This is a genomic window from Staphylococcus sp. HMSC34G04 (assembly GCF_001838765.1).
Lineage (GTDB): Bacteria > Bacillota > Bacilli > Staphylococcales > Staphylococcaceae > Staphylococcus > Staphylococcus epidermidis.
This window is the reverse complement of the sequence record NZ_KV838720.1, coordinates 1-24,191: the sequence shown is the minus strand read 5'-3', so window position 1 is coordinate 24,191 and position 24,191 is coordinate 1. Positions and strand designations below refer to the sequence as shown.

25 protein-coding genes are annotated in these 24,191 nt (G+C 30.9%); 9 read left to right on the top strand and 16 right to left on the bottom strand.

Annotation, left to right across the window (positions count from 1 at the left end; all coding sequences use genetic code 11):
- Window positions 1-480 precede the first annotated feature (480 nt).
- The 5 genes from HMPREF3241_RS04570 to sarA all read left to right on the top strand — a co-directional run bounded on the left by HMPREF3241_RS04570 (window position 481) and on the right by sarA (window position 4,286).
- The gene (locus HMPREF3241_RS04570) at window positions 481-687 is read left to right on the top strand and encodes a sigS mRNA-stabilizing protein SroA (RefSeq protein ID WP_001832147.1); all 207 of its coding nucleotides are present in this window, start codon (window positions 481-483) and stop codon (window positions 685-687) included.
- A gap of 15 nt (window positions 688-702) precedes the next feature.
- Window positions 703-927: a DUF2922 domain-containing protein gene (locus HMPREF3241_RS04565; protein WP_001832040.1), complete on the top strand. Its 225-nt coding sequence runs from the start codon at window positions 703-705 to the stop codon at window positions 925-927.
- A gap of 364 nt (window positions 928-1,291) precedes the next feature.
- Window positions 1,292-2,221, top strand: a complete 930-nt coding sequence (locus HMPREF3241_RS04560; RefSeq protein WP_002487600.1) for a DMT family transporter — start codon at window positions 1,292-1,294, stop codon at window positions 2,219-2,221.
- Window positions 2,222-2,546: 325 nt separating this feature from the next.
- Window positions 2,547-3,500 (top strand): efflux RND transporter periplasmic adaptor subunit, encoded by a 954-nt coding sequence (locus HMPREF3241_RS04555; RefSeq protein WP_002445819.1) that lies wholly within the window; start codon window positions 2,547-2,549, stop codon window positions 3,498-3,500.
- Between the two features lie 411 nt (window positions 3,501-3,911).
- Window positions 3,912-4,286, top strand: coding sequence for a global transcriptional regulator SarA (gene sarA / locus HMPREF3241_RS04550; RefSeq protein WP_002475867.1), 375 nt, complete (start codon window positions 3,912-3,914; stop codon window positions 4,284-4,286).
- Window positions 4,287-4,458: 172 nt separating this feature from the next.
- Here sarA and HMPREF3241_RS04545 read toward each other — a convergent pair whose 3' ends face one another.
- From HMPREF3241_RS04545 to adhP, 13 genes are all read right to left on the bottom strand, one after another.
- Entirely contained in the window at window positions 4,459-5,235 is a 777-nt protein-coding gene (locus HMPREF3241_RS04545; RefSeq protein WP_002445817.1) for an alpha/beta fold hydrolase, read from the bottom strand.
- Between the two features lie 207 nt (window positions 5,236-5,442).
- Complete coding sequence (locus HMPREF3241_RS04540; RefSeq protein WP_070853486.1) at window positions 5,443-6,162, bottom strand: hypothetical protein; 720 nt, start codon at window positions 6,160-6,162, stop codon at window positions 5,443-5,445.
- Window positions 6,163-6,406: 244 nt separating this feature from the next.
- Window positions 6,407-6,916 carry an SA0570 family protein gene (locus tag HMPREF3241_RS04535; RefSeq protein ID WP_002445814.1) on the bottom strand — a complete coding sequence of 170 codons (510 nt, stop codon included), beginning with the start codon at window positions 6,914-6,916 and terminating at the stop codon, window positions 6,407-6,409.
- Window positions 6,917-7,120: 204 nt separating this feature from the next.
- Window positions 7,121-7,918: an alpha/beta fold hydrolase gene (locus HMPREF3241_RS04530; protein WP_002445813.1), complete on the bottom strand. Its 798-nt coding sequence runs from the start codon at window positions 7,916-7,918 to the stop codon at window positions 7,121-7,123.
- A complete protein-coding gene (locus HMPREF3241_RS04525; RefSeq protein WP_002445812.1) occupies window positions 7,896-8,624 on the bottom strand; it encodes an HAD family hydrolase in 729 nt (242 codons plus the stop codon). The genes HMPREF3241_RS04530 and HMPREF3241_RS04525 overlap by 23 nt, the downstream gene beginning before the upstream one ends.
- A 58-nt stretch (window positions 8,625-8,682) precedes the next feature.
- Entirely contained in the window at window positions 8,683-9,627 is a 945-nt protein-coding gene (locus tag HMPREF3241_RS04520; protein WP_002469602.1) for a FecCD family ABC transporter permease, read from the bottom strand.
- A 277-nt stretch (window positions 9,628-9,904) separates the two neighbouring features.
- Window positions 9,905-10,792 (bottom strand): ABC transporter substrate-binding protein, encoded by an 888-nt coding sequence (locus tag HMPREF3241_RS04515; RefSeq protein ID WP_002487615.1) that lies wholly within the window; start codon window positions 10,790-10,792, stop codon window positions 9,905-9,907.
- A 336-nt stretch (window positions 10,793-11,128) separates the two neighbouring features.
- Window positions 11,129-11,881, bottom strand: a complete 753-nt coding sequence (locus tag HMPREF3241_RS04510) for a MerR family transcriptional regulator (protein WP_002496397.1) — start codon at window positions 11,879-11,881, stop codon at window positions 11,129-11,131.
- A 54-nt stretch (window positions 11,882-11,935) separates the two neighbouring features.
- On the bottom strand, window positions 11,936-12,571 hold the full coding sequence (locus HMPREF3241_RS04505) for an endonuclease III domain-containing protein (protein ID WP_002490548.1): 636 nt from the start codon (window positions 12,569-12,571) through the stop codon (window positions 11,936-11,938).
- 241 nt (window positions 12,572-12,812) lie between these two features.
- A complete protein-coding gene (gene argS / locus HMPREF3241_RS04500) occupies window positions 12,813-14,474 on the bottom strand; it encodes an arginine--tRNA ligase (protein WP_002490547.1) in 1,662 nt (553 codons plus the stop codon).
- Window positions 14,471-14,926 carry a YwiB family protein gene (locus HMPREF3241_RS04495; RefSeq protein WP_002445806.1) on the bottom strand — a complete coding sequence of 152 codons (456 nt, stop codon included), beginning with the start codon at window positions 14,924-14,926 and terminating at the stop codon, window positions 14,471-14,473. The genes argS and HMPREF3241_RS04495 overlap by 4 nt, the downstream gene beginning before the upstream one ends.
- Before the next feature lie 450 nt (window positions 14,927-15,376).
- Entirely contained in the window at window positions 15,377-15,769 is a 393-nt protein-coding gene (locus tag HMPREF3241_RS04490) for a hypothetical protein (RefSeq protein ID WP_002445784.1), read from the bottom strand.
- Window positions 15,770-15,857: 88 nt separating this feature from the next.
- The gene (gene adhP, locus HMPREF3241_RS04485; protein ID WP_020366389.1) at window positions 15,858-16,874 is read right to left on the bottom strand and encodes an alcohol dehydrogenase AdhP; all 1,017 of its coding nucleotides are present in this window, start codon (window positions 16,872-16,874) and stop codon (window positions 15,858-15,860) included.
- A 288-nt stretch (window positions 16,875-17,162) separates the two neighbouring features.
- On the opposite strand from adhP, the gene larA reads away from it, so the two are divergent.
- The 4 genes from larA to larC are packed head-to-tail and all read left to right on the top strand — an operon-like array spanning window position 17,163 to window position 21,253.
- On the top strand, window positions 17,163-18,431 hold the full coding sequence (gene larA, locus HMPREF3241_RS04480; RefSeq protein ID WP_002495845.1) for a nickel-dependent lactate racemase: 1,269 nt from the start codon (window positions 17,163-17,165) through the stop codon (window positions 18,429-18,431).
- A gap of 19 nt (window positions 18,432-18,450) precedes the next feature.
- A complete protein-coding gene (gene larE / locus HMPREF3241_RS04475; protein ID WP_001832048.1) occupies window positions 18,451-19,278 on the top strand; it encodes an ATP-dependent sacrificial sulfur transferase LarE in 828 nt (275 codons plus the stop codon).
- Window positions 19,279-19,292: 14 nt separating this feature from the next.
- Complete coding sequence (larB, locus tag HMPREF3241_RS04470; RefSeq protein WP_001832104.1) at window positions 19,293-20,069, top strand: nickel pincer cofactor biosynthesis protein LarB; 777 nt, start codon at window positions 19,293-19,295, stop codon at window positions 20,067-20,069.
- Complete coding sequence (gene larC, locus HMPREF3241_RS04465) at window positions 20,066-21,253, top strand: nickel pincer cofactor biosynthesis protein LarC (protein ID WP_001832070.1); 1,188 nt, start codon at window positions 20,066-20,068, stop codon at window positions 21,251-21,253. The genes larB and larC overlap by 4 nt, the downstream gene beginning before the upstream one ends.
- 86 nt (window positions 21,254-21,339) lie before the next feature.
- On the opposite strand, the gene HMPREF3241_RS04460 is transcribed toward larC, so the two are convergent.
- The 3 genes from HMPREF3241_RS04460 to HMPREF3241_RS04450 form a co-directional block, all read right to left on the bottom strand.
- A complete protein-coding gene (locus HMPREF3241_RS04460) occupies window positions 21,340-21,846 on the bottom strand; it encodes a YwhD family protein (protein WP_001832182.1) in 507 nt (168 codons plus the stop codon).
- A gap of 56 nt (window positions 21,847-21,902) precedes the next feature.
- On the bottom strand, window positions 21,903-23,201 hold the full coding sequence (locus HMPREF3241_RS04455) for an HD domain-containing protein (RefSeq protein ID WP_001832138.1): 1,299 nt from the start codon (window positions 23,199-23,201) through the stop codon (window positions 21,903-21,905).
- Between the two features lie 91 nt (window positions 23,202-23,292).
- Window positions 23,293-23,769 carry a GNAT family N-acetyltransferase gene (locus HMPREF3241_RS04450; RefSeq protein ID WP_001832180.1) on the bottom strand — a complete coding sequence of 159 codons (477 nt, stop codon included), beginning with the start codon at window positions 23,767-23,769 and terminating at the stop codon, window positions 23,293-23,295.
- Between the last annotated feature and the right edge of the window lie 422 nt (window positions 23,770-24,191).

Here is a 24,191-nt window from a genome sequence, read left to right as displayed (position 1 = left end):
ATTTATGATTTGATATTGATAGTTGATTTGAATGCGTTTATTGAGCATACATTGATTCAAGCACTAACGCGTTCTCCCTATATGGTCATATCACAAAAGGTAACCTATTCTTATTTATATCCAAAAGGTAATAAAACTTTTATTTATATAAGAAAGAATCCATGAGGCTATCATTTTTCAATCATCGATAAACTTGAACTAATTCATTCTCATATTAAGAGTTCTTAATATTTTAATCCTATATAAATAGCAAGTTTAGACACTGATCAATCTTTTAAGTTGGTTATTTTAAATATCAATTTCCACTTTTCTCTATTACTACTTAACAATTCTACTTAACTCATATACCTTCAAAAACGGGTTTCATAATTAATGATAAATGACGCATGTATCACATCAAAGGCATTTGCCTAAATTTTTCAAAAAAAGTGACCTTTTTTTCAATCTATTTCGATATATATAGTGAAAGGAGGTTTTATTATGAATGAAGTCAATCAAGTGACGATTATCTTTACTCAAATCAAACATAATTCTGAGGGTAAAGTAGTCGAACATAAGCGTCGTTTTTCTAACATTAATCCACTTGTTTCTAATGATCAAATCAAATCTTTTCGTTCCATCATTGAACGTATTAGTGGCGAAGAGTATGACAAAGTCGAGATCGTTAAAACAGAATCTTTAATTTAAGGAGGATACATCAGTATGTCAAAAACTTTGGAACTCATATTCAAATCAAATCTTAATAAACCCGTCAAACTACTATTACCCGATTTTAATGCTATTACTACAGAACAATTAATTAAAGAAAGTATGAACCAACTTTTAGAATTAGACATTTTAAGATTTAGTTTGGGAAAGCCTGTCAAAATTTATGCTGCACAACTTATTGATAAAAGTACAACTGTTATATTTGAAGATAAAAATTAATTCATAAAACACTATTTTTGACATTTTATTAAAAGTACTAAAATCATAAATAAGACTTTATGAAAGAACAAATTTTTTAAAATTGTCCAAGTCTAAAAATATAGAAAAAAAGAACTTAATTTACAATATTCTTTTATTAATATGAAGCGAGATATCAAATTCAAAATGATGTCTCGCTTTTTTAGTTCTAAAACTTGTTTAATGTGCATTTTATTATAATGATTCATCAAAATAGTATCGGCTGTATGACACCTTGGAACATTCACAACTTATTTCTATACTTTGCTTATGGCTCAATCATTTTAGAAACATGATTATGAATGGTATGATAATCATATTAAATTGAGAAAGTTGGTTTTTATCATTGTTTTTTCTATATCTTTTAGGAATTTTTGTTGGTATGTTACTTCCTATTCAAACTTCAATCAACTCAAGGCTAAGCCAATTTACCCGTTCATCTTTTTATGCTTCAACCATATCTTTTGCTGTCGGAACAATATGCTTACTTGTGCTTAATCTTATTGTTCATCCACAAGTATTAACACCAGAATTCTTTTCTAAACAAACACTTAACTATACTTGGGTCCTAGGAGGACTATTAGGTGTTATCTATTTAACTGGAAACTTATTATTATTACCAAGATTAGGCGCAGCACTTACTGTTGTTATTACGGTTACAGGGCAAATTATTATGGGTGTAATCATTGATACATTTGGATTATTGGGCGCCCATCAACAATCTTTTACAATATTTAAAGGTGTTGGAATTATATTTTTAATTACTGGAATTATATTTATGAATTATGTTCGTAGACATCCTGTTAATAGACATAAGAATACACCAATAGTATTCTGGTTGCTTATTGGATTCGTATTTGGTTTCGCTCCACCAATCCAAACAACAATTAACAGCACACTAGCTCAACACACACACTCATCCATATTTGCTTCGCTCATATCATTTAGCGTGGGTACAATAGCGTTATTTATATTAACATTAGTATTTAATCGTAGTCTAAAAATATCATCTACTCATAAAACACTAGGTAAGATTAAGCCTATTTATTTTATTGGAGGGATACTAGGAATGGCATTTGTAACATCTAATATTATTTTAATGCCTTTCTTAGGAGCAGCTTTAACTACTATAATTGCTATGATGGGCCAAATGATTATGGGGATTATTATCGATCATTTCGGTTTGTTGGGTTCACCTAAAAACAAAATAACATCACGTAAGTTAGGCGGATTATTATGTATAGCTATAGGTATTATTTTATTACGATTATTTTAATCCTCTTATTCTGAATAAAAATTTTTCGCTTATATTAATGTATATTCATCACACAAATAGATTTCTATTTCAAACTGCCAGCAAAGGTTTTGTCTTTGTTGGCAGTTTTTATGAGTGATTCTTCTTATAGTAACATTTATGTAGAATTTTATATTTTAAAATTAAAGATGACCTTCTATTTTTCATTTTATTAAATTTATTCACTTTATTTTTCGAAATAAAACAATATATAAACATAAACTAATGCATATTTTAAAATTAATATATTTTTATTTAAAACAATCGTGTATAATAGCATTACAATAATATCAAGAGGTGAACATCCATGACCAAGCAACGCATCGTTATTTCTTCATTACTATTCATTTTTATTGTCACAACTTGTAGTTTTGGTTACATTACCTTCTCTAAATTGACTTCTGAAACAGAAGATATTAAAAATATAAAAACTATAAAAGCAAAGCCCAAAATACTCCTTTCAACAACTGGTATACAAACCCCTCTTAACAGCTACACTTTCTACTACACTCCCACTTTAGGACAACTCCAAAAGCTTTTAGTAAAAAATCATAGCAAAGTATCAAAAAACGCTCCAGTGTTAGAATATTACAATTATGAGAAAGATCATTTATATAAGCAACTCCAAAATACACTTAGTAATGAACGTAACAACAAAACTTTCAATTCTAAAAATGATTTACATTATTATTCATTCAATAATCAACTTAAATTACAAATGATTCAAACTAAATCCTCAATTAAGTCCACTTTATTTTCACCAATTAACGGAAATATTTCATATATTAATTCTATCCCTTCAAAACCAAACGAAAAGATACTGCAAATTAATAGCGACGAACGTATTATTCGTGCTAATATATCAGAATCTGAGCTAAATTTATTAAAAATTAATCAAAATATTTCTGTAACATCTAGTGACCACACTCAATTCACAAGTAAAATTAAAGAAATTTCGAATATACCATCAAAAATAAAAAATGGCGTCTCATATTACGATATTTCACTTTCTACACAACCCAATTATCGAATTGGAACACACTTTAAAATCAAATTAGCCTCAAATGACATAGAGTTACCTACGACAGCTATTATTCAAAAACGCTATGTTTTAATTCTAAAAAACGGGAAAATTAAAAAAAGAGAAGTAACATACAAAAAGAGTTTAAAAAGTGGGTATATCAATATAACTAAAGGCTTATTGATAGATGAAAAAGTTGTTAAAAATCCTACTTCTAAATTAATAAACATTTATATATAAAAATGTTAGTAAAATTCTTTCCAAAAAGTATTCTTTTTAGTATAATTTTTATTAAATTAAGGGAAATTAGAAACAATCTTATTTTTTTTGAATATAGCAAATGCTACATTGCTAATTCAAGTATAATCTTTAAAAGATAATTTGTTTTATAAACACTTATTTGTTTACTTCTTATTTTTATTTAGTTATAATTAACTAAATAATATAGCATTAAATATATTCTTTAAATTTAAATTAATACTATATTATGACAGACACTTTCGTATTTTCATAAGAAAAATAGATATAAATTAATAAATTAGGGTATAGTATCCAAGTAATCTTAATTCAATAATATAATTAACTATCTTTAAATTTAAAAGGATGGGTTTTAAGATTTATGGATATGATATAAATAGGGAGGTTTCATTAATGGCTATTTCAAAAATCAATGACTGCTTTGAATTATTAGCTATGGTCACTTATGCTGACAGATTAAAAGGTATAATTAAAAAAGAATTCTCAATCAGCTTTGAAGAATTTGCAGTATTAACTTATATTAGTGAGAATAAAGAAGATGAATATTATCTTAAAGATATTATCAATCACTTAAATTATAAACAACCTCAAGTTGTTAAAGCTGTTAAAAATTTATCTCAAGAAAATTACTTTAATAAAAAACGTAATGAACACGATGAGAGAACTGTTTTAATCTTAGTAGATTCTAAGCAGCGTAAAAAAATCGATGATTTACTTAAACGAGTAAACAACCGTATCAAAGAAGCAAATAATGAAAATGAAGTATAATGGCTAGGGAGTAAAACAGATATTTCTTTCACTTATGAAAGATAAGACTGTTTTACTCTTTTATTAAGTTAATACGATAGTGATCTGAGTCCAAACTTTACTGCTACTACAAAACCCTCAAATGATTTTCCGACAATAATCATTTAAGGGTTTTTATTTATGTTCTTATTTTTTAACTAACAAAATCTAAATAGAGTTTCAGGAATTTTTCTGGTTCCTCGATATGTGGTGCATGTCCTGAATTATCAAATACAATTTTTGTAACTTGATCATAATATTGATCCATATCATAATGACTTTTATTTTGTATGAGTGGGTCGTACTTACCATTCACAATTAAAGTAGGTATAGACACATTATGATGAACACGAGTTAAATCTTTAATATTAAGCAATGCACGTACTGCAATTGCACTTTCTTCCGGAGTTGGTCTATTGTATAATTTTTGGCTTTGATACCATTTCATTGCTTTATCTTTCTCTTTAAATAATTTAGAAAATAAAATAATCATTGCCTCAGATTTATTAAACCCTGCTAATTCTTCTTGGTAATCAACCATTAATTTGTTGAAACCATTTGCAATGTCCTCACTTTTAGCCGAAACAATTGTCAATGTAATCACTTTATATTGATATTTTTCAGTAAATTCACTTGCAATGATGCCCCCCATATCATGTCCTAAAATATGTGCAGAATCGATGTTTAATGCTCTCATTAAATCATTTAAATCTTCAACATGATCTTTTAATTCATATGATTCTGTTCGTGAAGATTTCCCATGACCTCTGACATCATAAGTAATTACTCTATACTGCTTCTTGAGTTCATTTTTTAAATCCTTAAATCCTGCCAAATTTCCATCTAATCCATGAATTAAAATGATGGGGATGCCTTCGCCTTCATCAATATAGTTAAGTTCAATCTGATTACAAATTTGAATTTTATTCATCTTGGCACCTCCCTTTAGTCATTTATATACCCATATTAAAATAGTGTTACGCTTTCAGGTTATTTTCAGTTTAATTAAATTATTTTTAGATTAAAATGGTGATTCATTTTCTAAAACAAGCTTTATGGTAAACAAATGATATATTTTAATAAATTAAAAAACTCAGAAAGATATGTCTAGCATATTTTCTGAGTTAAAATCTTTGTATTATGATGATTTAGTACGTGCAGATAAACGTATCGTATAAAAAATGATTAGCACAACAAGTATAATCCATATTGCTAAAGAGAAAAACTGTGCAATTTCCGGATTAGTTACCATTGCATCTATTGTTTTTTGACAAAATAGTAAGCCAACTCCAACAAATTCTATACGTTTAAAGAATATACCAACAAGACTTAGAATGATTCCAGCGAAAAATACAAACTGATGACCGTTGATAGAAATAGGAATAATAGCCCAATTAAAGTGAAATCCTTGCATAATTACTAGAATTAAAGCAATAATACCAATGATTATTCCAGTTCTCATTTCATACTTATTACTGTATAAATAGTTTTTTTTGGCAATACGCACATATAATATGAGTGTTATTGGAAATATGACTAAGCAATAAAATAAGCTTATACCGGTAATTGCTTGAAAAGCTACATATTGTTTATCGTACAAATATGAAATAAGAATAAAGTTAATGATAAAGAAAATCATTGGATTGAGTTGTAATGCAAACAAATTACGCTGAATTGTTAATATTAATTGCGCAGGTGATTTACCTCTATATTCAATGTAATCTTGATCTTTTTCTTCAGACTTTTTAATATCTTGTCGATATTTTTCTTTTATATCATCAATTAAGTGTGGTGACATTCCTTTGTGACTAAAATAATCATTAATATTTTCGAGTAATACTTTATCATTCGTACGCATGATTTACTCCTTTTCATTTAAATCTTGATGTAAATTGTAGATTTCATAAGTTAATTATTTTCAAATTAAAATTTTATCATACATCTTACAATTTTACTTGAACATAATGATTAATCATATCATCATTAGCAACTAAAATAAAAAGAAGAGCTAAAGTGAAATCCATTTTACAAATTATGATTTCATCTTTAAACTCTTCAAATTTCAAACTATTTTATCTTATAAAACGTATATCCAATTCTTCTTATTTATTTAAGTCTATACGATATAACTTCACATTTTTATCTTTTGGTGAATTTGAACTGAATTGATAACTTGCTTGGCCTTTTTGAATATAGCCAAAGTTACCTGTAACATTATTATAATGTACACGACTTATAGCTTTATGACCAAGTTGTTGTTTTACGGCTTTGTATGAAGGGCCGTTTGCATTATTATACGTCATTGATACGCGTGTAACATTTCCTCTTTCTTTTTTACCGTTAGCTGTTACTAACAAAACACCTTTATCAGTTCTAAATTCGTAATACTTTTCATTACTATTTGGGTTATAAGAATAGATAGGATGACTATACTTTTTTAATACACTCTTCATTGATTCGCCTATCTTAACGTTTTCTAATGATTTATCACCTTTGTTTAATTGTTGTACTGTTTTCATTGAATTACCAGTTGCCGCTTCAACGTTGTTTCCAACGCTTACTCCTGTTAAAACTAATCCTAAAACAAGTAATGATGTTATTAGTTTTTTCATAAGCACTCACTCCTTTGATTCTTTATGTCTTCTGTGCTCATGTTAATTGTACTATAAATATTACTAAAATAACAATAATATTACAAAATGATTACGTAAATTGTGTAGATAACTTTCTTTTAACAACTGTTTCAGCGCTTATAGTAAAACATATCTTGCTTAATTCATTGATTATTACCTTACAAAATTTCAGTATGAACTCTTTTATTTAGGTGCATATTGGTGAATGAAGTTTGTTGACTCTTGAGTAAATTGAGCCTGTTCTTCAACAAAAGGATATACACTTGAATGTTGATAGACGTTAAATTCACTGTGTTGAATCAAATCTGCGACTTCTTTAGCTTCTAGTGTAGTTGTACGTTCTCCGTGTTCTCCAGCAACAATAAGCGTAGGAACTTGAACATGCTTGAAAACATCTGCAATACCTTCGGATTTGAAAACATCTTTAACAGCTTGAATTTCTTCTTTAGTAGAAATACTATTTGTATCAACGACATGCTTTAAAAATTTATTCATCTTACGTGCTTTATAATATCTACGTTTATCCAAAAATTTTTCTTGCTTATCATCTTCCCAGTTACGTATTTTATGTGCATATTTTCTGAACAAGCGTTCTTCAGGCAATTCACCTTCTATTGAAGTAGGATTAACTAATATGATTGAGGATACATAGCCTGGATTTCTAACAGACATATCAGCAGCAATAAGTGCCCCCATCTCATGGCCAATAAATGCTGCTTCATCAATATATATAGCATCTAATAAAAATTTTATATCGTCAGCAAAGTCATAAAACTCTATATTTCTAGGCTTATCAGAATAACCATGTCCTCTCAGATCGATGAGCACAACCTGAAAAGACTTTGCTAATACCTTAGCTAAATCATTAAAAACAGCATAATTATCAAAAGCGGTATGCACGAGTACGACAGGATAACCTTGCCCCATAGTACTATAGTGTAATGTTGTACCGTCTTGTTTAGTAATTAAATCCATTGCCATGTTGTTCTTCTCCTTCTGTTTCAAAATTATCTGGTAAAATTTTAAGCAATTCCTCTATGGTAGTAATTGTATAATCTACTTCTTCTGTTAATGGCTCCAATTCTGCATCTTCTTGTTTATACCACACACTTACCATCCCCATTGCACGTGCAGGAGCAACATCGTTTAATGCATCATCTCCGACATACATTATTTCAGATGGTTTAACCCCCAATTGATCAATCATATCTTCAAAGATTTTAGGATGCGGCTTACGATAACCTACAGTTTCAGAAGTAGTTAAATAATTAATAACGTGCATAATACCCAATGAATGCAATCTAAATTGTTTAATTTTGGATTTTCCATTTGCAATCACACCAATCATGTAATGATGTTTCGATAACTTTTCTAATGTATACAAAGTATCATAGTAAGGGAAAACGTAACGATAGAAATGCATTTCAAAGTCATTAAATAAATCTCTCCATTTAAGACGGTCGATATGAAATTGTTTAATGATTTCCTTATATAGATCAGGTTTATCGTTGTCTTCATCATCGTCTAATTCAATAAATTTATTCTTATAATCTGCTAGTTGCACATGAATAAAATAATCATGAAACCGTTCATATTGCTCTTCTATAAACTTTTCACGCGATTTAACTCTATCTAATAGCGTGCCTTCTAAATCAAAGACGATAGCCTTAATGCAGTTTAAATTCATTTTCAATGACCTCTTAACTTTTTAATAATACTATTGTAGCAAAAGAGTAGTGTGAACGTCATATGTTAGTCTGTTTAACTAAAATATAAAATAGGACTGGTACGCCGAGCAATGCCATCACGATGCCTACAGGAATTTGAATAGGTTGTATCATTGTACTTCCTATAAAATCTGCCATTATCATGACTACAGCACCTATGATTATATTCAATAACATTTGTAATCCTATTTGATAACGCCAATAAAATTTTCTAATCAGTTGTGGAATAATCATGCCTATAAAACCAATAACTCCAACGTATGCGACCACAACTGCTGTCATGATGGAAGCTACTATAAGAACAATATACGTTACTTGTTGTACATTTAATCCTAAAGACTGACTTTTCAATTCACCAACTTGCAATAATTTAATTCCTTTTTGCATTAAAAATAATACTATGATTGCGACAGATGCTATCATGCTAATAATCATAACGTCCTGATATTCAGCTGATGAAAACCCACCGAACAGATAACTAGCAATTGGATTCATCTTCTTAGGATTAATCAAAACAAGCAAATACAATAATGCATTCAATAGTGCACCAAGTAGTAATCCCGTTAATATAAGCATTTGAACAGGATATCCTTTGGCTAGCATCGCTGAAACACTTAAAACAAGTAACAGTGTGATTAAACTAAAAATAATGGAGAATATAGGGAACCATAAAAAACTAAGTCCCAAAAATAAAGCAATTCCAGATCCTAATGATGCACCACTAGCTAATCCCAATGTAAAACTATCTGCAAGTGGATTATTTAACACGATTTGATACACTTGGCCAGCTAATGTAAGTACTGCACCAGTGAGCATGGCTTCAAGCAATCTAGGTAAACGAACCTGGAATAATATGGTTTGATTAAAAACATCATCAAGTTTTCCTACATCCCAGCATAAACTTAAGCTCATGCTTAATATTAAAATAAATAACCATATAATAACACTTCTATATTTATTCATAACTCTCTCTTTCAATACTTTCTTAATCACTATATTAACAAAACAATACTTAAAAAGTGTAAAACGACTGTCTTCCATTCGTTGGACGATTTAGTCATCGAGTAATGAGGTTGAATCAAAGGGCATTTGCATCAGTTTAATTCAATCCCCGTTTATCATAAATATTAAAAATACCTGAGACAATAACTACTGTCCCAGGCGTTTGAAATACATCTTTGTCAGCTTATTAAGAAAAAATAATTATCTAAGCAAAATACAATACATCGTATTCAAATAATTATTTTTTATATATTTCGTCTCTTAAATCCTTTAGCCCTTCATCAATACGAGGACCTGGTCGAGAAACTTCATCCCCATCTACTGTTTCAATACGTGTATTTTTTACAGCATTAATTTTATCAAAACCACCACGTTTTTTTATCATTTCTATGTAGTCTGATTTTGATTTACCTTCTGTGGAAATCAGAATATCAGGATTACGTTTAATAATGCTTTCTTTACTTACTGATTTCCAACCTTTAACATCATCAAAACTATTTTTAGCATCTAGTTTCTCTAACATATCGTTAAAGAATGTATCTTTTCCGGCAGTGTAAATGTCTGGTTTAGATGATACTTCCATAAACACTTCTTGTTTCTTATGATGTTTAGGAACGGAGTTAATGATTTTATCTACATTATGTTTTGTTTCATCAACAAGTTCTTTAGCTTGTTTTTCACGATCCGTTAATTTTCCAATTGATTTAAAGGTATCATAAGTTTCATCAATCGATTGTGCATCTTTCACATAAACGACTTTTACTCCCTTATCTTTAAGTGACTTTAGCACTTTACCTGCAGAATTTTTCTGTGACTCATGCGCTAAAATCAAATCCGGTTTAGCTTTTATTAATTCTTCTTTATTTAAATTCATCGCATCGAATTGTTTTTTACCTTTTTTTACATCTTTAGGATAATCATCCACAGTGGATACACCTACTATATCTTCTCCGATTCCTAAGCGATATAAAATTTCTGTGTTACTAGGAATGAGCGAAACAATTCTATGATATTTTTTATCGCTTTTTTCAGTGTCTTTATTATTAGATGAGTGGTTGGCATCTTGACTACATGCAGCCAGTACTACAATCAATGCGCATATAACTATCCATAGTTTACTTTTCATTTGGAGCATCACCCTTTCACAAATTATTTTTAATGTTCCTATTCATCATATCAAAATATACCAATATTTGTAGATACAATTTTATTTGATTTTCACAAAATATGAGAAAAAGACAACTTTGAATTAAATCAATTAATATATTTAACCCCAACTTGCTTTGTCTGTAGAAATTCTCGTTGAATTTCCTTATGTTGGGGCCCCAACCCCAACTTGCTTTGTCTGTAGAATTTCTCGTTGAATTTCTCTGTATTGGTATCAGTTTTACAATGTAAGTATCAATCGGTAAAATGCTAAAAATGTCTGAGACAATCAACGATGTCCCAGACACATCATATTTTATAATTTAATAAACGTTTTTATCGCATCAGAAATGTATAAATTCAAACCACGTTCACGTTGCTTGTTAATAAACTTTACAAATCGTTCGTCTTCAATATAAATCTGAGCTATATATTCTAAAAATTGATTGTCACAATTAGGAACTTGTTCTTTCAAAATACATTGTAATTTCTTAATTTTTCCACTTGCTTCAAGTATAGAAACTTTGTTTAAATATAGCTGATTCATATCGTCAAAAAACATATTTAATTGCTTATTAATTTCCTCAAAATGATTTTGCTGTTCTGATTCATCCTTACTTTTTTGTTTATCTTTATATGCTTGATAATAATGGGTATCTCCATACTTACTTGCTGCTTCTTTTTCATACTGTTCATTTAAATTGAAATTTTGCATTGTAGTTACCTCAATCTCTTCATTATCTTGGTGAAAATGATGTTCTAACGTACAGATAATATCATTTAAGCGATCTCTTTTTTTAACAATGTGATAAAAATTATCATGTAATATTTTAGTTCTAAAATCACTATCACCTTCAAAATATATCTGTATTTGTTTTAGTGTTAAATCTAATTCCTTTAAAAAGAGAATATATTGTAACTTTGAAATATCTTGAACATTATAATATCGGTACCCATTAGCACTCATTTGTTGTGGTACGAGTAACCCCTTTTCATGATAATAATGAAGCGTACGTATACTAACTCCGGTAATGTCAGAAAGCATTTTGGGACTGAAGCGTTCTTTCATCATTTCACCTCCTGAATTAAAGTATGAGGTATGACGTTACGTTAAGGTCAATACTTATTTTTTAAAATAGGTATCTAAAAAGGTATAGCGTTGTTTCCCTTCACCATTAAAATAATTTTTTCCAAAATTATCTAATAAAGCGTGAAACTCATTTGCATCTTGATTTGAAAATGATTCAGGAAGTGTTAATTCCTGCTTCAATTGATGATAACTTTCTGTATGTTGATATCCCAATTTTCTAAAAATACGTCTAGTATAACTATCAGGTATAAATTCTTTACCTTTAAAAATATATACTATTAAGACGTCAGCGGTCTCTTCACCTATGCCACGGATGGTGAGTAACTCTTTTCTTAAGTTATCACTGTATAACTTAGCTATACTACTATAATCAAAGTGATGTTCATTTAACCATAGTAACAATGCTTGTATAGCCTTAGCTTTATTTTTATAGAAACCACTCGAACGTATCACTTGCTGCAACGATTCTAAAGGCATTTTCAATATTGTCTGTGCATTAAAAGAAGTTTCTTCCTTTAATCTTGATAACGCTATATCTGCATTATTCCAATTAGTATTTTGGACTAGAATTGCCCCAAGCATCATTTCTATTGGTGTTTCTGCTGGCCACCAATATTGAGGGCCCATATTTTGATATAGAATTTGATATAATTTCTCTATTGATAACATGATTTCTTCCCCCGCAAAACTTCGAATGATTATTTTATCTCGCATGCTACATTATCCAATTTTCCCAAGAAGTCTGAGGTGTTGTCCTACCTAATTGTTGATATTCCTTTTATAACAAACTTTATGCTGTACCCCAATCTCGGTTTGCTATGCTTATTTTTTCTTTTGGGTATGCATATGTAAATGTAAGAGCCTGTACATATAAATATGTCAGGCTCTCGTGTATCTATTTTATGAAGTTTTACATAGATTCTGGTGCTGTGACACCTACTAATGCTAATGCATTGTGCAAGGTAATACGCACCGCTTCAATCATAGCTACATATGCTTTAGTTTTTTCTGTATCATTTGTAAGCACTTTTTCAGCATTGTAAAATTTATGGAATGCTGCAGCTAGATCTTGAATATAATTAGTTAGACGATGAGGTGCGCGATGTTCGGCTGCACTCTCTATCGTTGATTCAAATTCTGCTACTTTTTTTAATAAGTCTATTGCTTTATCATTATTTATTTTAGAAAAGTCTGCATCAGTAGACACTTCAATACCTTGTTCTTTAGCTTGCTTTAAAATAGAGCAAATTCGTGCATGTGCATATTGTGCGTAATAAATTGGATTGTCCTGAGATTGCTCTTTAGCTAACTCTAAATCAAAGTCAAAATGAGAATCAGGACTACGCATTGTTAAGAAATAACGTGCAGCATCGATACCGACTTCATCCATAATTTCACGTAAAGTAATCGCATTGCCTGTACGCTTACTCATCTTCACTTCTTCTCCATTTTGCATAAGGCGAACCATTTGCATAATTTGAATTTCAAGACGATCGCTGTCTACACCAAATGTTTCTAAGCTAGCTTTGAGACGATTAATATAACCGTGGTGATCTGCACCCATTAAATCAATTAAAATATCATTTCCTCTATTAATCTTGTTGTAGTGATAAGCCGTATCTGGTGTGAAATAAGTATAATTACCGTCTTTTTTTATTAATACACGATCTTTATCGTCTTTGAAGTCACTTGTACGTAACCAAGTTGCACCATCTGCTTCATACGTATAGCCTAGTTCTTTCATTTTAGATAATGTATTTTCAATCGCGCCATTTTCATATAAAGATGTTTCACTAAACCAATTATCAAAGTGCACGTTAAAGTCAGATAAATCCTTTTTCAATTTTTCCATTTCATAATCGACACCAAGTTGTCTAAATGTTTTTAAGCGTTCTTCATCAGTGTAGTCTTTTATTTCTGGATGTTTAACAGCGAGGTCTTTCCCGATTTCAATAATGTCTTTACCATTATAACCATCCGCCGGCATCTCATAACTCGTATCACCTAAAGCTTCAAAGTATCGTGCTTCAATTGATCGTGCTAAATTAGTGATTTGATTACCTGCGTCATTAATATAATATTCACGTGTAACGTTGTAACCAGCCGCAATGAGAATATTAGCTAAAGAATCGCCTACAGCTGCATTTCTAGCATGACCAATATGTAAGTCTCCAGTTGGATTAGCTGATACATATTCTAATAAAATGTTAGTATTCTTAGATTGTGTTGCATATCCAAATCGATCACCTTTTGTGATAGCTTCTGGAATAATGGCTGTTAAATATTGATTATCCAGATAAAAGTTGATGAAACCTGGCCCAGCAATATCAACCTGTTTAACGTGTGCTTTGCTTGTATCTAAATGTTCGACAATAGCTTGCGCAATTTCACGCGGATTACGCTTAGCAATCTTTGTTAAAACCATAGCAATATTAGAAGAATAATCTCCATTTTTAGGATCTTTAGGTATTTCAATTTTGATTTCTGGAATATCTTCTGCGAGGTTAGCTTTTCTAATACTAACTTCTATTTCTTCTATTAGCGTTTGTTTAACCTGATCGATTATACTCATTCACTTATCTCCTTATAATTTATTTCATATTGATAAGAACCCATTTTTTGTTCATCTTGATATAACTCATAATGTATTTTTAGCTTACCGCCATTATGAGTGACGAAATGCTTAAGACTTAATGTTTTAACAGTTAAAGGTATTTTTCCGGCAGGTACATCATAGAGTGTTGTCGTCTCATGTCCTTCGACGAAATGTAAGTTCATATTAATGTCACCTTTACGAATTAACTTTACACCGGTATCTTCAATTTTAATCGTAACATTGACTTTAGCATCTTCAATTTGTTCTTCGTAACGTATAAAATCTGCAAATTTTTGTTGCCAAAAACCTTTTGTAGTAAACTCAAATCTCTGCTTTTCACCATTCTGTTTCAAAACTTGATGGGTTTGAATGTTAATATTTTTATTCAATTTACTACTCACCTTAACCCTTACAATAATAAATGTCATTATAGCATAAAACTGCTATTGCTTGTAGTACTCAAGACATGTGTTCATGTCAAAAATTTACACAATATGAAAAGAACCTGAAACATCAATTTTGTCTCAGATTCTTTTTACATATTCACAATTCATAACTGATGTGAAAGTGGCACTTTCCTATTCTAGATATTGTTGCCACAGAGAACTCACACATTCAATATAAATGTCACCTATCACTTCAATCAGATTTGCTATTATTCAACATCAATAATGTCAGTTTCATATTTTTTTAATAAAAATCTATATTTATCGAAATATACGATGCCGAATATCATTGCTGCAATGATGAACATTGTCTTTTTCATCTTTTAACCTCATATTCCTCAAAATATTTTTAAATCTATAATATATTATAGCATTATCAAATTGCATTTCTATAAAATATTTAAGGTTCGAGTTAATTTTCATTCATATATTTTAGATGAAATGTCCATCTTCAAATATTACACGCTCTTTTTTATTTTGAATAAAGTGATTAAAATTATTATTTTGAAAATCACTTAAAAGAGCTTTAGATGTACTATAATTAAACATAAAATCCTCAGTCTCAATAAACATTTTTTTAAAAAGTAGTCCGTCTTTTAAAGTGATTTTTTTTATATCATTATAATCGACTTCATCTACTTTAATATATTCAAAAGTGTTAAAATTTACATTTAAAAGAGCCAAGAATTTTTCTCCAAAATAATAAACGTGTAATGGTTGTCTCTTATTTTGCCCAATTAGGAGACGCCCCTTTTCAAATGTTTGTTGTGGAAAATTTAAATCTAAAAACTCTAAAATTTTATCTTCTTTTAATTTAAATTGCATAATTAGTCCCTTCCCTTTTTTACATTCACAAATTAAAAGATAATATAATTTCCTAATATTATATTATCTTTTATGTTCACTTTTAGTGCTAGCTTCTCATATCAATGACCATTCGACCTGTGATTGTTCCCTTTTCCATTTCATCAAAAATATCGTTAATTTCAGATAATTGTCTTAATTGGACTTTAGGAATAACTTTATTTTCGGCAGCAAATTGAAATGCTTCTCTTAAATCTTGTCTGGTACCAACTAATGAACCAACGACTTCAATTCCATCAAGCACTAAACGCGGAATATCTAAATCCATTTTGTCTACTGGAAGTCCTACTGCTACCACACGTGCACCCGCCTTAACAACATCCACTGCTTGATTAAAAGGTGTTTTAGCTACAGCAGTAATCACCGTTGCATCTAATCCTTTATTATTCGTTAGACGATTAACTTCCTCAATAGGATCAACATTAGTTGAATTTATGATTGCATCAGCACCAAGCTCTTTAGCAAAATTTAATTTATCATCATTAATGTCGAATGCAACAACTTTCGCGCCCATTACGTTTTTGGCGTATTGCAATGCTAAATTACCTAATCCACCCACACCAAATACGCCTAACCATTGTCCTGGTTCGATGCCACTCACTTTTACTGCTTTATATGTTGTCACACCTGCACAGGTAATAGATGAAGCAGCCGCTGGATCAAGATTTTCTGGAACTTTAACTGCATAATTCGCATCAACAATGACTTCTTCAGCCATTGCCCCGTCAACAGTATATCCGGCATTGAGAACATCCCTGCATAATGTTTCTCTACCAGTTGTGCAATACTCACAATTACCACATGCTGCATACATCCATGCTATAGATACACGATCCCCTACCTTTAATGAATCTACGTTATCAGCAACTTCAATGACACGTCCAATTCCCTCATGTCCCAGCGTTACACCTGTTACGTCACCGAAATCTGCATTTTTAACATGTAAATCAGTGTGACATACACCACAATATTCAGTCTTTACTAATGCTTCTCCAGGTTTTAATTCTCTTAAACGTTTTTCTTCAATACTTACTTTGTGATCTTTGGTTACTACAGCTGCTTTCATAAAAAGCCCTCCCTAGTATTAAAGTGTAATTCTATTACTTCCACCCTTATTTTACACTCTTTTGAAATCGTTTTCCAAAAGTCCTTTCATTTATACTGAATTTTTTGTAAATTGTATATAGAGCGACATAATATCGTCACTTTTATAGCATATTTTATGCTTTATTCATATATTTTAATTTTTTAACTATATATATCATGTTAGTGAAAAGTCATCGCTCTTAATCACACCTTATAATTCTGGGGATGAAGATGTGTATTTTAAAAATCTTAATCGGAGGGGATGAAAGTGAAGTCGCAAGTTTTATATGGAAAATCTGAAATTGAAATCAATGTGCCTGATGATAGCACAATCATAGAGCCTCAAAACATCAATGCTATTCAAGACTATGAATCAGCAATTAAAAATGTATTAAGAAACCCCACAAATTCTAAATCTTTAAAAGAAATGGTAAACAGTAATGATATTGTTTCTATTGTTATTAGTGATATAACACGTCCAACGCCTAACCATATTCTTGTACCTTTACTAATTGAGGAATTAAATCATGTTCCTCGTGAGAATTTCGTAATTATTAATGGTACAGGGACTCATCGAGATCAAACGCGAGATGAATTGATTCAAATGTTAGGTGAAGATATTGTAAATTCAGTAAAAATCGTTCACAATCATTGCTCAGAAAAAGAAAGTCTAGCTAAAGTGGGACACAGTCAATATGGATGTGATGTATATTTAAACAAAGCATATGTAGAATCCGATTTTAAAATTGTAACAGGTTTTATTGAACCTCACTTTTTTGCCGGATTTTCAGGGGGACCTAAAGGGATAATGCCTGGAATTGCAGGTTTAGAAACAATTCAAACTTTTCATAATGCAAAGATGATTGGCGATTCGAGATCAACGTGGGGAAATTTAGAAGATAATCCAGTTCAAGACATGGCACGGGAAGTTAACCGTATGTGTAAACCTGACTTTTTACTTAACGTTGCATTGAATAAAAGTAAAGAAATTACTGCAGCATTTGCTGGTGAAATCTTTGATACACACAAAGAAGGATGCGCATATGTAAAAGAACATGCAATGTTTAAATGTGATCAACACTTTGATATTGTTATCGCATCAAATTCTGGCTATCCTTTAGATCAAAATTTATATCAAACAGTAAAAGGGATGAGTGCAGCGAGTAAAATTGTAAAAAAAGACGGTCATATTATTATGGTATCTGAATGTGCAGATGGCTTTCCTGATCATGGTAAATTTGCCGAAATTTTCAAAATGGCAGACACACCTCAAGGTATTTTAGAACTTATTCACGATCCAAACTTTAAGGAAGTTGACCAATGGCAAGTACAAAAACAAGCAAGTATTCAAACTTTTGCCAATGTGCATGTTTATTCAGAACTTACTGACCAACAACTTAAAGACTCGATGTTAATCCCAACCTCTAACATTGAACATACAATACAAGAATTAGAACATCGATATGGTCGTAAATTAACCATTGGTGTTATGCCACAAGGTCCTTTAACGATACCGTACGTAGAAGACAAAGAATAATAAATGGAGGATGGAAACTATGACTGAATTAAATACTAAAGAAATGAAATTAGACGCACTATTGAAAGACATGCAGAGTGTAGTCATTGCCTTCTCAGGTGGAGTAGATAGTAGCTTGTTACTGAAAAAAGCGATTGATGTTTTAGGTGTTAATTATGTTAAACCTGTTGTAGTAAAATCAGAATTATTTAGAAATGAAGAGTTTGAACTAGCGCTTAAACTTGGACAAAGTCTAGGTGTTGAAGTATTAGAAACTGAAATGTCTGAACTTCAAGATGCGAATATCGTTAAAAACACGCCCGAAAGTTGGTACTATAGCAAGCGCTTGATGTATAGTCAACTTGAGAATATTAAGAATAAACTAGGATTTAATTATGTGCTAGACGGTATGATTATGGATGACTTAGATGATTTTCGTCCCGGATTAAAAGCAAGAGACGACTTTGGTGTGCGTAGCGTTTTACAAGAAGCAAAACTATATAAATCTGAAGTTAGAGAATTAAGTCATCAACATGACTTGCCTGTATGGAATAAACCAGCCTTATGTAGTCTAGCATCAAGAATACCTTATGGTGAGGAATTAAGTTTCACAAAAGTTAACAAGGTCAACGAAGCAGAAAAATTCATTTTAAGCCTAGGTATCAACCACGTACGAGTACGCTATCATCACAACATAGCACGCATTGAAGTAACAGAAGATCAATTAACTAATCTTCTTAAATTGAAAGACAGTATCATATTACATTTGAAAGAATTAGGATTTGACTATGTAACAATGGATTTAGAAGGCTATCGTACAGGTAGTATGAATGAAATCATTGATACCAAATCTACAAGTTTTAAATAAGGATGTGAGTACCTATGAGCCATAGTTATAATTCTATAGAAGAGGTGCTCAAAGCTGTAAAATCAAATCAACTATCTATTAATGATGCTAAAGCCCAACTCAGTCATTATGACGAATTGGGCTTTGCTAAAATTGACTTACATAGAGCACAGCGTCAAGGGTTTCCCGAAGTTATCTTTGGGCAAGGAAAAACAAAAGAACAAATCACTAAAATCATCTCTAGTTTGATATTTCATAATGAAGTTATTCTAGTGACACGTGTTGATGAAATGAAAGCAAAATATATTTTACAACATTATCCAAAGTTGGAATATCATCAAACTGCACAGTTAATTAGCACGCCACTGAATGATATACCACAATCTAAATATTATGTTTCTGTACTTTGTGCTGGAACTTCTGATTTACCTATTGCAGAAGAAGCTGCGTTAACCGCTGAAATCATGGGAGTAAGTGTAAAACGATTTTATGATGTCGGGGTTTCAGGAATTCATCGCTTATTATCCAACATTCATGATATACGCAAAGGTAAAGTTTCAATCGTTATAGCTGGAATGGAAGGCGCTTTAGCAAGTGTTGTTGGAGGATTAGTCAACCACCCTATATATGCAGTACCAACGAGTATAGGTTATGGAGCAAACTTGAATGGGGTTACCACCCTATTATCAATGATAAATAGTTGTGCACCCGGAACCAGCGTATTAAATATCAATAATGGATTTGGTGGCGGTTACAACGCTGCACAGATTATCCATATGCTAGAAAATAAAGAGAGTGAGGTATCTTTATGACAAAAGCATTGTATTTAGATTGCCACGCAGGTATTGCCGGAGATATGCTACTTTCTGCTTTAGTTGATTTAGGCGCACACCCTGAAGACATTGAATCAGAACTAAAAAAGTTACCTTTAGATCAATTTAAGCTACATTTTCAAAAAAGAGTAAAACAAGGTATTCATGCAATGACATTAAACATTGATGTTAAAGAATCAAATCATCATCGTCACGTTAATGATATATTTAAAATGATAGATGACAGTACTCTTCCGGAAAGAGTTAAATATCGCAGTAAGAAAATTTTTGAAATTATTGGCCAAGCAGAAGCTAAAATTCATGGCATGTCGTTTGAAGAAGTTCACTTTCATGAAGTAGGGGCAATGGACTCTATTATCGATATTATTGGTGGGTGTATTGCTCTAGAACAACTAGGGATTAACACATTATACTGTTCAGCTATTCCAACAGGTCATGGTAAAATCCATATTGCTCATGGCATTTATCCAATCCCTGCACCTGCTACTGCTGAAATTCTTAAAGGTATCCCAATCGCACATTTTGATGTTCAAAGTGAACTCACAACCCCTACTGGTGCTGCATTTGCTAAGGGACTCGTTTCATCGTTTGGGCCATTTCCTTCAGCAACAATACAACATATAGGCTATGGTGCTGGCAGTAAGGATTTTAATTTCCCTAATATATTAAGGGTTATTCAATTTGACTCTGAATTCGAGCAACAAGATAGCGTTCAAGTAATAGAGTGTCAAATAGATGATATGACCCCTGAAGCATTAGGTGATTTTATGAATAATGCGTTAGAACAAGGTGCTTTAGATGCTTACTATACGCCTATATTTATGAAAAAAAGTCGCCCAAGCACGCAGTTAACGTTAATATGTAAATTACATGATAAGATATATTTCGAACAACTTATCTTACAAGAAACAAGTTCTTTAGGCGTCAGAAGTACTTCTGTTAATAGAAAGATCTTGAATCGCGCGTTTAAAATTCTTTCTACACAACACGGCACTGTTTCCATTAAATTTGGTCTACAAAATGGAAAAATTATGAAAATGAAACCCGAGTATGAAGATTTGAAGAAGATGGCTAAAACTACAAACCAACCGTTTCAAGTAATTCATAACGAGGTATTACAACAACTCTATCAAACATATCGTATAGGAGATATACTTCAATAAATTAAGTCTTATTCATTTAAATTTTGCACATCAAAAAAAGGATAGGGACAGTCATTCTACATAAAACTGTCATCTATCCTTTTATTCTATTCAAATGCTCGATATAGTTCTTCACTAGAATTATTCCACATTTCAACGTTATGATTCTGTAGAAATTCTTTTAAAATTTGTTTGTTATCATCACCGATTTGGTCAATGATAAATTGATGTTTCATGGACTTATCCATCATATTAACATGTTCTGGCATGCTCTTATAACCACGTCTAATACTTTTGTTAACTAATAAATAGCATGCAGTCACACCCGCATAATATGGTCCTTGTTCACTACGTTCGGTCGTCACCCAACATAGCCAGTATGCTTTAGCCTCCTCACCTTCAACTTGCGATTTGTCAGTAATCCACTTGACACCCTTTTCAACTTCAGCACGTGCATGCATACCACCAATATCAACAAATGCCTTCTGATTTTCAATATCTATAAAAACCGGGGCAATATTATCTAAACTAATTGAACCAATATTAGTTCCTTTATGACCATCTAGTGGATCATTTTTTATAATATTGAAATTGAAACCTTTTTTCTCAGACAAACGAGACACCTCCTAATAAGTCATTAAATAAAAACGATATATCTTATTCTTAACAGTTAGTTTAATTCATTAAGCAAGTTAATAATAGAACCTTTAATTTGATAATCTTTAATCTTTAAAATCATTTCTTTAGGATAATATAATTTATGGTCTTCTCTATTAATCCCTGTAATACTATTGATTACCAATGATTGATTACTTATTTCTGTAATTCCACCATTACTTTTTAATAAATGAATCGGTTTACGATTTGATCCCGGGCGATCATAATCATAAGGTAAATCTGAAAATGCTTCACTTACAAAGTAATAATCAGGATTAATACCACCCGCTTCAAATAATTCTTGCAATTCAGAAATGGTAATAATTGAACCGTCGAAAGGAATATATTTAAATAAATCTCTATTGATAAACCGTCTTGATAAATCACTTAATATTGGATCATTTTCATGAATCCATTTCTTCAAGTAATACAATACAACTGCTTCATCAAGTTCCACATATTGTTCAATCGTCATTGTTCCTTCAAAGAATGGTATGAAGTCTTTTGGATACATTTTAAATTCATATCCTTCATTATAAAGCTGCTTAGCTCGTTTTAAACAATTGTTTAATAAAACTTCTCCACCACGGCTTACTGGATGAAAATATATTTGCCAATACATTTGATAACGACTCATAATGAAATTTTCGACAGCATGCATACCACTATCTTTAATTAACACTTCTTCTTTAGATGGTCTCATCAACCTTAAAATACGCTCCATATCAAATGAGCCATACGTTACGCCTGTAAAATATGCATCTCTTTGTAAATAGTCCATTCGATCAGCATCAATTTGTGAGGAAATCATAGAAATAACAAGCTTATTATCGTGCGTTTTATTAATTACATCAGCTACTTGTTTAGGAAAGTTATCAGAGACTCGACTTAGTACACCATTAACCTCAGTATTTCCTGTAATAATAGCTTGTGTAAATGCTTCATGGTCTGTATTAAATATTTTTTCAAAACTATGAGAGAAAGGACCATGACCTAAATCATGTAACAACGCAGCACACAACGCGAGTGGCCGATCTGTATTATCCCACGCGTCTTGTCCTATAAATGTCTCATCAATCATTCGACGCACAATTTCATAAACACCCAAAGAGTGTCCAAAACGACTGTGTTCGGCTGTATGAAAAGATAAATATAAAGTACCTAGTTGTTTAATACGTCTCAAACGTTGGAATTCTTTTGTTTTAATTAAATCCCAAATCAATTGATCCTGTACGTGGATAAATCGATGAATTGGATCTTTAAATACCTTTTCTTCTGTTAATTTACTCGTTGCATATGATGATAGCGTCATACTTTCCCTCCTATCCTATATATTCCAAAAAATATTTATTTTTTATTTCTCATATCTCTAGACGAAACAATCTTAATTATTTATGTGATTGTTAAAATGATTTCTTCATTAAAGCTAAATCCATGATTTCACCATACATTTCAGGTTGATATGAGCGAATAATCTCGAATCCATGATTCTGATAATATTCGATGCCATTGCTATTATTGTTATCAACTTCTAGATAAACTGTTTCATACTGGTCTTTAAACCTTTTTAACCCCGCTTCTAGCAAACGAGTTCCATAACCTTTATGCTGAGATTCAGGTCTAACATAGTGTGCAGATAAATAAAGCTCTTCACCATAAATGAAATTTGCAAAACCAACAATCTCACTATCTTCTTCTGCCACTAAAAATAATTGCTCATTTAATCTCTTTTTTAAATGCGTTTCATTATATGAAGCGGCCAACAGTTCATTAACTGTTGAAGCAGCATAAATATTTAAATATGTGTTATACCAAGCTTTTGTCGCAACATCTCTTATCGCTACAGCATCTTTTTCAGTTGCTTGTCTGACACTATACATGTGACTTCTCCCCTAACTATTTACTTGACTATTAATATAGGCATTATACCACATGTATGATACCTTAATTCAATCTAGACATTCAAAAAGCTTCACAAAATTTATTTTAGAACTATTAATAACTACAACTTTTTAAATATGATTATTTGACACAATATTTTTTATACACATATTTCTAATTATTTAAAATTTTAAAGCAATCATTAAATAATCACTCAATACTATAATTTCATACTAACCTTCTTAAAATCATGATTTGGTTATTTCCCCATTCCATTCTTTTACATGATTAAATGCTTACTTTATGAATTGCACTACGTTAGCTTTTGGACGATTTCTACCAAAAATAATGTTATCAATGTCGTCTATCTTCCTACTTATAAATAATTTGGTTCTGTTGCAAAGTAAAAAATATAGCTAAC